A 13,936-nucleotide genomic window follows, 5' to 3' on the forward strand; every position below is an offset into this window, starting at 1 on the left:
TGAGAAAAAGCTAGTATGTATCGGCACGCACCAATTATAGGAGGTTACTATGAGAATTAATGGCAAACAAACCGACCGTCGTGTTGTTCGGACAAAAAAAGAAATTTTGAATGCACTCACAACTTTACTGGAACAAAAGACAATTGATGAAATTACAGTGAAAGAAATCACTGATTTAGCAGGTATAAATAGAGGGACATTTTATCTCCATTATGTGGATAAGTACGACTTGATGGAAAAAAGTATTAACCAATTGATTTTGGAAATGCGTGAAATTGGGACCGAAATCATTACGTTAGCAGTCAATAACAATGGTGTGGGAAGTGTTCGTGAGGAAATTGAAGAAGGTTTAATTGCCTTGTTCGACTATATTAAGGAACATCACCGTTTCATCAAGAGTTTGACTGGTGAAAATGGGAATTATTCCTTCCATATTAAATTCAATGAACTGTTAAAAGATAATTTTGTGGACCGCTTTAGTTCCATGAGTTTGGAAATTCCGGCCGTTTATGTGGTATCCGCCATTTCGTATGCAATTCAAGGAACAGTCCAGACCTGGTTACATGAAGGAATGAAAGATTCACCGGCTCAAATGGCGAAAATCTCATATGAAATACTCTCCCGTTTCTTGAATGGATTCATGAAGTAAAGAAGCCAGTGAGGTGATAAAAATGGCGAGAACAAATCTTGACTTGGGTTTAGTCGATGAATTATTGAATAAAACCCAAGCTGAAATTGAAAAAATGGCGCCCGTAAATATTTTATTGGTAGGGAAAACTGGAGTAGGAAAGAGTACATTAGTCAATAATGTCTTTCGTGAAAAGCTTGCGTCGACTGGAATTGGGAAGCCGATTACGAAACATTTACGCCGTATTTCCAAAGAAGGTGTACCTATTGTCCTTTACGATACGCGGGGCTTGGAACTAAGTGAAAGTGTTCAGTCTGAAGTACGTAAAGAAATCTTCCAGGCACTCGAGGAGAATCGAAAAAAAGGACCGGAAGAAGCGATTCACGTTGTCTATTATTGCATTAATGCCAGTTCATCCCGGATTGAAGAATCGGAAATCGATTTTATCAATGAGTTGGCCAAGCAAGTACCGGTCATTATCGTCTTGACACAATCTATCGGTCAGCCAGCAGAAGTGTTCCAGAAATACATCGAAGATTTGAATCTGAATGTCATAGCTGTTCGAACGGTAATGGCAGAACCCTTTGTTATTTCCGATGATTTAACAATTCCGCAAAAAGGATTAGTAGAGTTGATTACGTTGACTTTCGACGTGATTCCTTCTGATGCAAAAACAGCTTTTAATAACGCCCAACAAGTGGATATTGAGCGCAAAATAAAAGCAGCCAGGAGTTGGGCGAGGCGATACATAGCAACGACATTCGGTGTTGGTTTTACTCCGATTCCATTTTCAGATGCGACTGTTTTAGTTCCGATGCAAATAACGATGATGGCGCACATTACTGCTATATTCGGTATTTCCTTGGAGAAGACAAGTATTGCAAGCATCCTGGGTGCGATAGGTGGAACGAGTGGCGCGACTTACTTGGGGCGTTATATTGTATCAAATGTCATCAAGTTGATCCCAGGTGCCGGAACATTGGCAGGCGGGATTATCAGTGGCGGGACAGCTTCCATCTTGACGACGGCATTGGCATTGAGTTACATCGAGGTACTGGCATTCATAGCCAAGGGTGAAGTCAAAGGCGAGTACCCTGATTTAAAAAATATAGGAGAATTAATGCGGAAAGAACTTCAAACACGTTTGAAGAATAGCGATAAAGATCCTGAAATGCGCGAGATGATGGATAAACACGCAGTAGTTGAACTAGAAAAAGAGAACTTTGTGCAAAAAGTAGTAAAAATATTCAAGAAGAAAAAATAGACCATTCCTTAATTGGAGTGGTTTTTTATTTGGGTTGATGAAAATGAAAATAGTTACATGTTGATAACAAGTTAAAAACTTAACAAGGTCTATAATGTATTAAATTAAACCAAAATAACACTAATTTTATATAACGTTTTCATCATTATTTCAAAAATACACTATCAAAACAATGTTTTGATTAAAATTTTACAAACATTACATTTGACGTATTTATGAAAATGGTGTATGATTATATTGTAATCAAGTTGATGGTGCGTTTGCACTGAAAAGTATATAGAAGAAAATAAGAGGAGAGATAATGATGGAAAAACAAACATTCTGGGAAGAACTATTAAATGCGGTTGTACTTTACGGTAAACAACTACAAAACGAACATGAATAATCAAGCTTGAGAAACCTGCGGAGGACGCAGGTTTCTTTTTTTTATCTTGAAAACCAGAGTCGTTTGGAAATGAAATCTTTGATGCCCCTAAATCCCTCGCATATGCTATAGTTAATTTAAAACTCTGAGGCGGTGTGAGATGTTTGGGTTAGAAACAATTGAAATGGTAATGCTTGTAACGAGTGCTCTAATTGTAGGATTTTCAAAAGCTGGAATCCAGGGCGCTACGATTCCGGCAGTGGCGATGATGGCCATCATCTTTGGTGGAAAAAGTTCGGCAGGAATTATGTTACCCATGTTGATGGTCGGAGATCTTGTTGCCATCTTCAAATACGGTAAAAAAGGGAATGTCCGTGATGTGCTTAAATTGATTCCCGCTACCGTTGTAGGGATAATCGCCGGCGCTGTCATCGGTGCCTGGATCAATGACGCCCAATTCAAATTCCTAATTGGGCTTATCGTCATCATCTGTGTTGTCCTTTTGGCAATTCGCGAATATCAAAAACAAACGATCCCTTTACCGGATAACGCGGTCTTGAAAAGTGCTGTCGGAGTGCTGAGCGGCTTTTCTTCCATGATAGGAAACGCAGCAGGCCCTATTTTCAACGTCTATATTCTGGCACAGAATCTTAAGAAGGAAACGATGATCGGAACGACAGCTTGGTTCTTTTTCCTGATGAATGTCATCAAACTACCGTTCCACATTTTTCTCTGGGGCACGATTGACTTTGAAACCGTGAAATATACCGGCTTTGCCATCCCATTCATCGCGCTTGGTGCAGTGGGTGGTATCTGGATTGTCAACCATATCAGTGAAAGATGGTATCGTCGTCTCGTCATCGTGATGACTGCGGTCACCGCAATACGTTTAATACTATAGGGAGTGGGACAAAAGGCGGTTAGCCCCGAACCACTGGAGCGAATAAGCGCAAGATGGTCGCAGGCCATCTGAGCATTATTCGTGAAGTGGACGTCGGGGCTGCCTTTTGTCGCACGTTTAGAATACAGATATTCGTATACAGGAAAGAGGGTGAGACAAAAGTCTCACCCTCTTTGTATAAACCCATTATTAATCCAACGTCTCAATTTCCTCGGCTGGATCGACCTCAGCACTTTGTGGGTTGAAACGAGCTGCCCGGTGAGCGTGAATGGCATCCAAAATCGGTACCATCATTCCAGCCACAAGACCGCCGGCAAAGCCATTGTTGTATAAATTAACCCCGCCGTGCAAAAAACCAACATTCACAACCAACGTCAGGTGTATCGCACCCGCGAGAATACCAACCACTGTTCCGTAACGACCCGCAATCGGAGCCAAAGTGGTGGAAAATAAAATCGCAATTAAAATACTGGGATCTTGCGTCAAATGCTCTGTAATATACGACATCAACGTCGTCCCAATCATGATAGGTGCAATATTGAGTAGATGCTTTCCGAAAGATCCGAAACCAACGATAGTCATAATGCCACCAATGACGGGTCCACTTAAATCGCCACCCAATAATAAGATGAAAAGGGTAGAAAAGATTCCCAGCAACCCCATATTAATAATGGTTGCGCCGATGCCGCCAATATCAATAAAGTCCGTTGATAATTGACCGGTATGTTTGTAAATGCGCGACAAACCAGCCAGTGTAAACCTATTAATAACAAAACCATAAAGCCCCATTATCCCAAAAAATCCGAGTAAAATCGTGCTGAAGGCCACTGTATACTCCGTTGAAATAATCGTTACTGCCTCGATTTCCATACCGAAACTGCGCATGATGGAGATGAAAATCGTTCCGACGAACCCGCACGTAAAGCCAACGTTATATAAACTAAAACCCTTGGTAAAGTTAATAACATGATGTCCTAATGGTGGTAAAATAAACCCGGCGATAAAGCCAGCGGAAATACCAACCACTAATCCAACCGGTAACGACAACCCTTGATTAAAGGTCAACTCACTGACCAAAGGACCAAGAGCTGTTCCGAATAACGCCGCCAGCAACGAGCGTTCTAACGGGTTATGCGTTATTTTCGCATAGCCGAGTGCGCCAAGCACAATCGGCATTGAATTATAAAAATTCTTCCCGAAAAATGAAAACCCGATAATCAAAAATAACGCCGAAATAACGGGACCGGTTATTTTTGCCCGACATAGCCAGACAACACCGAGTGCCTGCAGGGTCATCACTGCTGCATTGATTAAAGTCGCGCCCGGGTTTGCCAAGGCCATGTAGTCAGTCAATAAGTTAGCAGGAGATCGGGTGATGAGCCAAAACCCATCCCATATCTCCCAAGGTGTATTAAAAGTAAAAGCCAGTAGGATCATTGCAAATGAAATGCCGACAAACAAGCGATAAAGCACTTTTGTCGGCAACGGCTGAAAATTTGAAGCTGTATTTAATGGTATTACCGTCATAACATTCCTCCCAATCAAAAAAAGTGACGTAGCAAATTAATTTGTTTAATTTTACTATAACTAGCGTTTTATTGGCAAGTCAATAATGTGTATTTTTCGAGTATTTTCGTGACTGGACAACATATTTACGATAACGTTTACTTATTGCGTTTTGCATAATCAGTCGGCGAACTGCCGTAATACTTCTTGAATAATTTACTAAAATACAACGCATCCTCATACCCAATCAAGTGTGCCGTTTCCTTAATGGAAATATCCTCCGTATTATCCAGAAGTGTCTTCGCTTTCTCCAACCGATACCGAATTAAATAATTAATCGGTGATTCCCCAAGTTGGTCCTTGAATATTCTGGAAATGGTGGCCGGACTGGCATAACAAGCCTCCGCAATCCGATTCAAAGTCAAATCCTCACGATAATTCGTTTCAATATATAGCTTAATTCCATCAACTAACTGTTGCCGTTCCAATTCCTCATCCGTCAACACCAGCTCTTTGTCCTCCAGCTGGTCCGTACTCTTGTCCCGCAAAATATAAACCATTAATTTTAGTACCAACGATTTCAAAATGATATCATAACCACTCTTGCGCTCGTTCCGTTCCTTGATAATTTCAAAGCAAGTTTCGAAAAAAACATCTTCATATTCACTCAGGTGCACAATCGTTGCTTCCAGTGGGAAAAAATCACGGGGAAAGCGGTCGATGGAAAAATGTCTGATTCCAATATGGATTTGGCGGTTATGCATGCCTTTGGGAATTTGTTCATAATGGTAAACACCCGGATTGAATAATAAGATGGCACCTTTTTCCAAGAGGCGCGTTTCACCTTCAATTGTATATTCGGATTGGCCTTCTAAAATAATGGATATTTCAAAAAAATCATGGTAATGATTTTTACCTGATCTTGGACCAATCATTTCGGAATCAAACACATAAAGGATCTCCGGATTGAATGTTTTGGAATCAATATTAAGCATCGCGCCACCTCCTGTCTATCAATAGAATTATAGCTTTTTCTCTGGTTTCTAGCCATGAAAATGGCTCTTGATAATTTTGTCCATTACATTTGAGTGTATAATCCATTCGATTTAGAATGATTTTCCTTTAAAATAGTAAGCAAATGAATAAGAAAGGCGGAACTACGATGAACAGCAGTATTAAATGGGTAAAAAAATACCTTCAACCGTATCGTATGAGTTGGTTATGGGCCAGCATTTTAACAATCTTCATTGCCCTCAGCAATATCGCAACGCCCTATATTAGTGGGACGATTGTTGACCAAGTTATTACCAACGGACAAACAGAATGGTTGGTGCCGTTACTGGGGCTCTTAATTGGGATAACGATCATCAGAATGGTCATACGCTATCTGTATCAAATTCGATTTGAACAAATCAGTCAAGATGTCTTGTTCAAAATTCGTGAGGATTTATATGTTAAGTTACAAGAACTCGATTTTACTTTCTTCAATACCAATCGCGTAGGGGATATTATGGCCCGGATGACAGGGGATACGGATGCGGTTCGTCATGCTGTGGCTTGGGCTTATTATAATATTTTGGATAACATTGTGCTCTTTATTTCGGCCCTCATTTTCTTGAGTGCGATAGAATGGCGCTTAACGCTGTCACTCTTGATTGTTACGCCGTTCATAGCCTTTTTCACGGTCCTGTTATCTCGCAATGCCGGCCGCGCTTTCTACCAAATTCGAGAAAGTTTTTCGCGCTTGAATACAGTGGTGGAGGAACATATCAGTGGGAACAAAGTGGTCCGCGCCTTCGGGAGGGAAGCGTTCGAGATTGAGAAGTTCAATCGTTACAACGAAGACTTTCGTCAACGCAACCTGGACTCTGCCAAGGTTTCTGCGCGTTACCTGCCGATCATTGAAGTGTTTGCCGGGTTTTTAGCAATCATCACGGTTGGTCTGGGAGGTTTGTTTGTAATGAATGGTGCCATGACCATCGGGGATTTGGTTACTTTTAACGGCCTTATCTGGATGTTGAATGTGCCGATGCGTAACTTGGGGAACCATGTAAATGACTTGCAAAATTTTGATGCCAGTACCCAAAAAATTAGGCAAATGCTGGCTGTGAAGCCACAGATTCCGATTGAACAACGAATTGAAGTGCCGCGTTTACGTGGCGATATTACGTTTGAAAATGTTTCGTTTGCCTTTTCCGATGAACCGGAAGTGGATGTCATCCATGACATCAGCTTCAGCATTAAAGCCGGCGAAACGTTAGGTGTATTGGGCGAAACGGGTTCAGGAAAATCAACCCTCGTCAACCTCATTTCCCGTTTCTTTGATCCAACGAAAGGGCGGGTATTGATTGATGGCATCGACATTAAAGAAATGAATGTCATCAATTTGCGTCAACAGATTGCAGTGGTAATGCAGGATGTGTTCCTGTTTTCCGATACGATTAAACATAACATTACTTACGGCGCCCCAAAAGTACCTTTCCAACGGGTTCAAAAAGTAGCGGAAGTGGCCGATGCCAGTCAGTTTATTGAACGGATGCCGGAACAATACGATACCTATTTGGGCGAACGCGGAAGCGGTTTGTCAGGTGGTCAGAAACAACGGTTGTCCTTAGCCCGTGGTTTGATAAAGGACCCGGCGATTTTGATTTTGGATGACACGACTTCAGCGGTCGATATGGAAACCGAAGTGAAAATTCAGGAGGGACTAAAAGGTTCTACTGCCCAACAAACAACCGTTATTATCGCAAACCGTATTTCTTCGGTTAAAAATGCCGATAAAATCATTATCCTTTCTAAAGGTAGGATTGTGGAGCGGGGAACACACGAGAGCCTGCTCGCGAAAGGCGGACTCTATTATCGAATTTATCAAGAACAATTGGGACAAGCGGAAGTAGGTGATGAAGATGGAATTTGAAGACACAAAATCAACTAAAATAGACTTCCAGGGCTTTAAGCGGATTGGGTCCTATTTAAAACCTTATAAATCCAATATCCTCAAATTATTGGTGATGTTATTGTTTTCCAACTTCGCCTTAATCCTGGGTCCATATTTAATCAGTTATGTGATTGACTCAGCCATCCCGAATCAAGACACGAACGCTTTGATTTGGGTCACGGTGTTTTATACCGTTGTTTCCGTCTTGAATGCGGGAGCAATCCGTTACCGGATTTACCACATCACGAAGCTCGGGCAGGATGTATTGCGTGATATCCGTTCGGATTTGTTCAACCACATCCAGAAATTAGGATTCCGCTTCTTTGACACACGACCGCACGGGAAAATTTTGACCCGTGTAGTAAACTATATCAATGCTTTGAGTAATATTTTATCATCCGGCTTGATTACGGTTATTTCTGACATCTTGAGTATTGTTGTAACCTTGGCGATTATGTTGTCGATTGACGTAGTGCTGACATTGTACAGTTTCCTATTGCTTCCTTTATTGTTTGTCATCACCATGGTTATCAAAAACAAGCAAAGGATTGCTTATGAGGAACTGAGTGCGAAACAGGCGAACCTGAATGCTTACATTCATGAGTCGATTGAAGGGATAAAGACAACGCAATCTTACACCCGTGAGGGCATGAACTTTGATATCTTTGCGGATGTCAGTAATCAACAAAGTGTGGCCTGGATGAGGGCTGTCAAAGTTCAGTTTATCTTGGGGCCGATGGTACAAATTATTTCTAGTGTGACCATTGCCTTCATTTATTTCGCCGGTATTCGTGGACTGGGTGTGGAAGTTTCCACCGGGGTATTGATTGCTTTTGTTGCCTATGTGACGAACTTCTGGAACCCAATCATCAACCTGGGTAACTTCTATAATTCCCTGGTTTCCGGTACGGTTTATCTGGAGCGTGTGTTCGAGATGATGGATTTGGAGCCGTTGATAAAAGACGCACCGGACGCATTCGATATGCCGCCGGTCAAAGGGGAAGTTGTTTTCGAAAATGTGACTTTCGGCTACAAAGAAGGTCAAAATATTTTTGAGGATCTTTCTTTCAAAGTAAATCCCGGTGAAACGATTGCCTTGGTTGGTCCAACGGGGGCCGGTAAATCTACCATCACCAACTTGATCCCGCGTTTCTATGATGTTCAAAAGGGGAAAGTGATGGTGGATGGCATTGATATCCGCGATGTGACGATGAAATCCCTGCGGAGCGAAGTGGGTGTCATGTTGCAAGATACGTTTATTTTTTCCGGAACGATTATGGATAATATTCGTTATGGGAAGCTGGATGCCACCGAAGAAGAAATCATTGCCGCAGCTAAAGTCGTGCGTGCACATGATTTCATCAAAGATCTGAAAGGTGGGTACAACACCTATGTTCAGGAGCGGGGAAGTACGTTGTCAGCAGGTCAGCGCCAACTGATTTCCTTTGCCCGGACCTTGTTGTCGGATCCGAAAGTATTGATTTTGGATGAAGCGACGTCCAGTATCGATACGCAAACGGAAGTGTTGTTGCAAGAGGGACTCGACCGGTTGCTGGAGGGGCGGACCGCATTCGTTGTGGCCCACCGTCTGTCCACAATCCGCAACAGTGATCGCATCTTCTTCATTGGTGACCGCAGGATTCTCGAATCCGGTACCCATCAAGAGTTGTTGCAACAACGCGGTCGTTACTACCACTTGTACAAGACACAATCTGAATTGTTGAAGAGACTATAGTAAGGAAAAAACGGACATAACTTTGGGAACCCCCATGAGTTATGTCCGTTTATATTTTTTTTGGACATAACTTTGGGACCACCTATAAGTTATGTCCGTTTATTTTTATTTTCGGACATAACTTTCCGTGGCAGATAGCGTTATGTCCTGTTTAAAATAAATTCTTTATTTTTTCAATATTTTTAAGCATGACCGAAATCGTCCCATCCGGATTATTGATGAACTCCACAACCTCAGCGTCCTGGTATAAGTCCATCGGGATGCTGATTTCAATGCCATTATTCAAACGCAACTTCTGCTTGGAAAACTTCGGTCCCGCCACCGCAACTTCAGCCGGTGCCCGGTCCACATACCCCAGCTCCTCGACTTCCTGGAAGAACTTCTCTTTCTTCGCGTAATTGTCACCAAACAACTGATCTGCAATCACATGATTATCAATCACATTTTCTTCTTCCATACTATGTACAATCGCCTGTTTCGTTTCCGCCAGCGCCACAAACTCCTCATCATTAAACGCCTTGCTCGTCTTCTGAACCGCCTTTTTAATCATCGAAATATTTTCCTTCAGACTCGGTTTCGGCTGATCCTCGAGAAACATTTCCGTGAAATAAAACTTCTTCTCCGCCAATTCCGTAATCATATGCTTCTTCTCGAGTACATGGTATTGCATCGTCTCCAGATTCAAAACCATACCCTCCTGAATCGCCTGCCGCGCACTCGGCAAAATCGCGCGATTCACCACCAACTGATTCGTCAGCGTGTCCGCCTCTTGCGATACGTGGTGTGTAATACTATCCGAGTAGTTTAGTTTAAATAACCCCAAACAGGCAACTTCGTCCAAGGTAAATTTAGCAAACAGCAAGTCTGCAGCCGGAATTTCGTAATTCACTTTGGTGATATTATAGAATTTGTCCGTCAATGCACGCGTTGCCCCGATGAAATCATCGGCTACATTTTCCAATAACCCCACAGTCGGATTGTCCGCCAGCAATGTGCCTTCTTTCATATTATCGGAATCTTCTACTTTTTCGATCATGGCATGGATATAGTCAATTGTGAACTTTTCCGAAATATCCAATCCAGCTAATGAATAAATCGGTTCATTTGTATTTAAGTCAAGTATATGCAAAACTGCTTCTTGAATATAGATCATTATGTCCCTCCATTTTGAAATCACAAGTACCAGTATCTCACAAAATATGACCCCGCAAAAGAACAAACCTTTACTTAATTTCGAAAATCACTTATATTTTAAACAACAGTAAGAGAATGGAGAAGGAAAATGACGCAACCACAACCGTACGGCACGGTACTGATAAAAGCTGATAAAATACTGAATTTCTTGGCATCGGTCAACGTTTCGCAACCCCTGCATGCCATCGCCAAAGCGACGGATATGACCAATCCGACTGCTTTGAAAATCCTGGGAACGCTGGAATTGATCGGGTATGTCAGAAAAAATGATGGCGACAAAACATATGGTTTGGGAAGCGGCTTAGTCCGTTATGCCAATCAATATTTGGCGGATCTGGACATTTCAAAAATAGCCTATCCCTATTTAAAAGAACTCCATGAAAAATTGGACGAAACCGTTCATCTTTCCATCCGCGAAGGCGACGAGATTCTGTACGTAAACAAACTGGAATCAATGCGCCCGATTGTCGTGACGACATCCCGAATTGGCTTCTCAAAACCGATGTATGCATCCGCCATGGGAAAAGCCATGCTCGCGGAATTATTGGAGGAAGAATTGGATGCTTATTTATCCCGAGTGGAGTTGAAGCCTTTTACCCAACATACATTGGTCACTGAGGCGGCCATCAAAAATGAACTCACTGAGATTCGTGAACAGGGAATTGCGTTCGACAACAGCGAGGAGCAGATTGAAGTGTTTTGCATGGGTACGACCTTGTCCGTTAACGGCAAAAATTACGGCGCGTTTAGTGTCAGTATGCCGACATACCGCCGGACACCAGAAAAAGAGGCGACAGTTGCCGCTGCAATCAAGGCTGCCCGCAATGGTATTTTAAAAGAACTGGAAAATGTTTACATGTATATCTAAGAGAGGAAAATCTTTTTCTATGAATTCATAGAAAACGGTTGCTCTCTTTTTTTTTCTGTCATATAATGAGTAAGAAGTTTCTTATATGAATATCTAATTTCCTATTTGGAAATGTAATCGTAATCATAAACCATGAAAAAGAGGGATGTTTGATGAAACAAAATATTTTATGTGTAGGGGAAACGTTGATGCGTTTTTCAACTCAGGTCGGAACGCATTTTTATGATACAACGCAATTGAGTTTACATTACGGTGGAGCAGAGGCGAATGTTGCCATCAACTTGAGCTCGCTTGGCCATAGAACGACGTATTTTACCAAAGTACCTGATAACCAATTGGGTCAATCCGCAATCCGTCATACGCAAAAGTACGGCGTAGATGCGAGTGAAGTGATCTACGGCGGCGACCGTTTAGGTGCTTACTATCTGGAGTCTGGGGCAGGCCCGCGTGCGTCCAAAGTCATTTACGATCGCGCTCATTCTGCGATTGCGGAAATGAAAATTTCTGAAGTGGATGTGGATGAACTTTTAAAAGGAAAAACCATGCTTCACATCACGGGTGTAACAGCAGCACTTTCTGAAGATAGCCGTAAAGTAACGAAAGAGTTGATGAAGAAAGCTCACAAAAAAGGCGTGACTGTCAACTTTGATGTGAACTACCGTTCCAAACTATGGTCCATTGAAGAGTGTACAGCATTCTTGAAAGAAGTCCTGCCATATGTGGATTACCTATCCGCTGGCAAACGTGACGCCATCACATTCTTTGGCGTTCCGGAAATTTCCGAGCAAGAATTTGAATTGGATTATTACTATGGAAAAATGAATGAATTGTATCCGAATATCAAAATTTTCTACTCAACTTTACGTAACGTCATTTCTGCAACGCATAACACTTTGCAAGGAACATTTTGGAAAGACGGCGTAACTTACTACTCAACCGTACAGAATATGGACCATATTATCGATCGCGTTGGGGGCGGGGATGCATTCGCTGCCGGTGTTCTTCATGGCATTCTAGAAGAAAAAGACCCAGAGTATATCATCAACTTTGCGACAGCATTCTCTTCCTTGAAACATACCGTAAACGGAGACGTGAGTCCATTCTCTGTTGAGGAAACTGAAAAAACAATGACCGCTGACGCTTCAGTAGAGCGTTAATATAATTTAAAGTGACTTAGTCCCGAAATTTGGAGACTAAGTCACTTTATTTTTATTTAAAATGATTTAGTGGCGCGAAAATGGCAGTAAGTCATTTTGTTTTTATTTAAAATGACTTAGTCCTCCAAAACTGTCGGTAAGTCACTTTAAATAGCCTAACTTGTTGATTGTATAGGCTTGAAGTAAAATATAGATTCTTGGTAAAAGCGAAATCACAGCAAGGAGGAAAGCACTTGGGATTAATAAAGGGGTCCGTCGAAATTGGTGGGTTTACACCAACACAACTCATGAGTAGGTTAGAACAAAAAGGTATTATGATGAATGAGTACGCAGAACAGCTATTGATGGATGAACGATTTACCACTGCAAAAAAGAAGAATACCGTCCACACGGTTGAACTTACAGTTAAAGACTTGGGTTTCCCAGAGGGTGCAACGATGCCACTTATTTTAAAACAAATTAGCACGATAGGATTGACGTTGTGCCCGATTGAACTAGGGCCGCATTTGCGGTTAGCTTATTTCAATCAGCCGGAAGGGGTTAAGGACAACCCCGTTCAAAAACGTCAAGCACCATCAGGATCCATCACTGTAGCATCAGAACGGATCAGCCTCGATGATGAATTCCCGAAAGGTTTCTATTTGAGAAATATAGAAGGTAATTTATGGCTGCGTGGTTATGTGGCTGATGACTTACATGTTTGGAATCCAAACGACCATTTTATATTCATGATTGCGGAGGATTTTACATGATGCAAAGTATCTTATCAGCACTGGCAGTTTTTATTTCCACAAATATCGATAACTTATTCATTCTGATGATTATTTTTTCTCAAGCCGATAGCAAAAAGAGCGTTTCTCACGTTTACCTAGGCCAATACCTCGGGACAGGTATATTAGTAGCAGTCAGCCTGTTCACCGCCGATGTCCTTCACTACATTCCCCAGGACTGGATGATTGGTCTGCTGGGATTTATTCCAATCTATTTGGGAATCCGGATGGCGATGCAAGGGGAAGATGAGACTGAAGAAGAGGAGGTAATTGAAAAATTGGAATCGCGTGGAGGCAGCCATCTTGTTCGCACGGTTGCCTTGATTACCGTTGCTGCCGGTGGTGATAATTTAGGAATCTACATTCCTTTTTTCACTTCTATCAACATAACTGCAATCTTCATGACTCTCATCGTTTTCGCAATAGCTATTCCTGTTCTTTGCTATACGAGTCACCATCTAGCCAAGCTATCCTTTATTTCGGAAACCTTGGAAAAATATGAGCGCATCATTGTTCCGATAGTTTTTATAGGGCTCGGGATTTATATTTTATTTGAGAATAGCACCATCCAAGCTTTTTTTGATTTAATTTGATAAGAAACAAAAACAGCA

The 13,936-nt window shown here is 41.8% G+C and carries 12 protein-coding genes; 9 read left to right on the forward strand and 3 right to left on the reverse strand.

Going from position 1 to position 13,936, the window contains the following annotated elements:
• Window positions 1-49: 49 nt before the first annotated feature.
• From ACTVAI_RS02805 to ACTVAI_RS02815, 3 genes are all read left to right on the forward strand, one after another.
• Window positions 50-649 (forward strand): TetR/AcrR family transcriptional regulator, encoded by a 600-nt coding sequence (locus tag ACTVAI_RS02805; protein ID WP_443485830.1) that lies wholly within the window; start codon window positions 50-52, stop codon window positions 647-649.
• A gap of 22 nt (window positions 650-671) precedes the next feature.
• On the forward strand, window positions 672-1,892 hold the full coding sequence (locus tag ACTVAI_RS02810; RefSeq protein ID WP_443472543.1) for a YcjF family protein: 1,221 nt from the start codon (window positions 672-674) through the stop codon (window positions 1,890-1,892).
• Window positions 1,893-2,416: 524 nt separating this feature from the next.
• Window positions 2,417-3,157: a sulfite exporter TauE/SafE family protein gene (locus ACTVAI_RS02815; RefSeq protein ID WP_443472542.1), complete on the forward strand. Its 741-nt coding sequence runs from the start codon at window positions 2,417-2,419 to the stop codon at window positions 3,155-3,157.
• A gap of 189 nt (window positions 3,158-3,346) precedes the next feature.
• On the opposite strand, the gene ACTVAI_RS02820 is transcribed toward ACTVAI_RS02815, so the two are convergent.
• On the reverse strand, window positions 3,347-4,684 hold the full coding sequence (locus ACTVAI_RS02820; RefSeq protein WP_443485831.1) for a DUF1576 domain-containing protein: 1,338 nt from the start codon (window positions 4,682-4,684) through the stop codon (window positions 3,347-3,349).
• 137 nt (window positions 4,685-4,821) lie between these two features.
• Window positions 4,822-5,658 carry a helix-turn-helix domain-containing protein gene (locus ACTVAI_RS02825; RefSeq protein WP_443472540.1) on the reverse strand — a complete coding sequence of 279 codons (837 nt, stop codon included), beginning with the start codon at window positions 5,656-5,658 and terminating at the stop codon, window positions 4,822-4,824.
• Between the two features lie 167 nt (window positions 5,659-5,825).
• Here ACTVAI_RS02825 and ACTVAI_RS02830 point away from each other — a divergent pair, with 167 nt between their 5' ends.
• Window positions 5,826-7,580 carry an ABC transporter ATP-binding protein gene (locus ACTVAI_RS02830; protein WP_443472539.1) on the forward strand — a complete coding sequence of 585 codons (1,755 nt, stop codon included), beginning with the start codon at window positions 5,826-5,828 and terminating at the stop codon, window positions 7,578-7,580.
• Window positions 7,564-9,336 carry an ABC transporter ATP-binding protein gene (locus ACTVAI_RS02835; RefSeq protein ID WP_443472538.1) on the forward strand — a complete coding sequence of 591 codons (1,773 nt, stop codon included), beginning with the start codon at window positions 7,564-7,566 and terminating at the stop codon, window positions 9,334-9,336. The genes ACTVAI_RS02830 and ACTVAI_RS02835 overlap by 17 nt, the downstream gene beginning before the upstream one ends.
• Window positions 9,337-9,487: 151 nt before the next feature.
• Here the strand turns inward: ACTVAI_RS02835 and ACTVAI_RS02840 are convergent, their stop codons facing one another.
• Window positions 9,488-10,489, reverse strand: coding sequence for a nucleoid-associated protein (locus ACTVAI_RS02840; RefSeq protein ID WP_443472537.1), 1,002 nt, complete (start codon window positions 10,487-10,489; stop codon window positions 9,488-9,490).
• A gap of 129 nt (window positions 10,490-10,618) precedes the next feature.
• Between ACTVAI_RS02840 and ACTVAI_RS02845 the strand changes: the two genes are divergently transcribed.
• The 4 genes from ACTVAI_RS02845 to ACTVAI_RS02860 all read left to right on the forward strand — a co-directional run bounded on the left by ACTVAI_RS02845 (window position 10,619) and on the right by ACTVAI_RS02860 (window position 13,918).
• A complete protein-coding gene (locus ACTVAI_RS02845; RefSeq protein WP_443472536.1) occupies window positions 10,619-11,398 on the forward strand; it encodes an IclR family transcriptional regulator in 780 nt (259 codons plus the stop codon).
• A gap of 152 nt (window positions 11,399-11,550) precedes the next feature.
• Window positions 11,551-12,555: a PfkB family carbohydrate kinase gene (locus ACTVAI_RS02850; RefSeq protein ID WP_443472535.1), complete on the forward strand. Its 1,005-nt coding sequence runs from the start codon at window positions 11,551-11,553 to the stop codon at window positions 12,553-12,555.
• Window positions 12,556-12,788: 233 nt separating this feature from the next.
• Window positions 12,789-13,307, forward strand: coding sequence for a hypothetical protein (locus ACTVAI_RS02855; RefSeq protein WP_443485832.1), 519 nt, complete (start codon window positions 12,789-12,791; stop codon window positions 13,305-13,307).
• The gene (locus tag ACTVAI_RS02860) at window positions 13,304-13,918 is read left to right on the forward strand and encodes a CadD family cadmium resistance transporter (RefSeq protein ID WP_443485833.1); all 615 of its coding nucleotides are present in this window, start codon (window positions 13,304-13,306) and stop codon (window positions 13,916-13,918) included. Before ACTVAI_RS02855 ends, ACTVAI_RS02860 begins: the two co-directional genes overlap by 4 nt.
• Window positions 13,919-13,936: the final 18 nt, after the last annotated feature.

Source organism: Jeotgalibaca sp. A127, assembly GCF_052266745.1.
Taxonomy (GTDB): Bacteria; Bacillota; Bacilli; order Lactobacillales; family Aerococcaceae; genus Jeotgalibaca.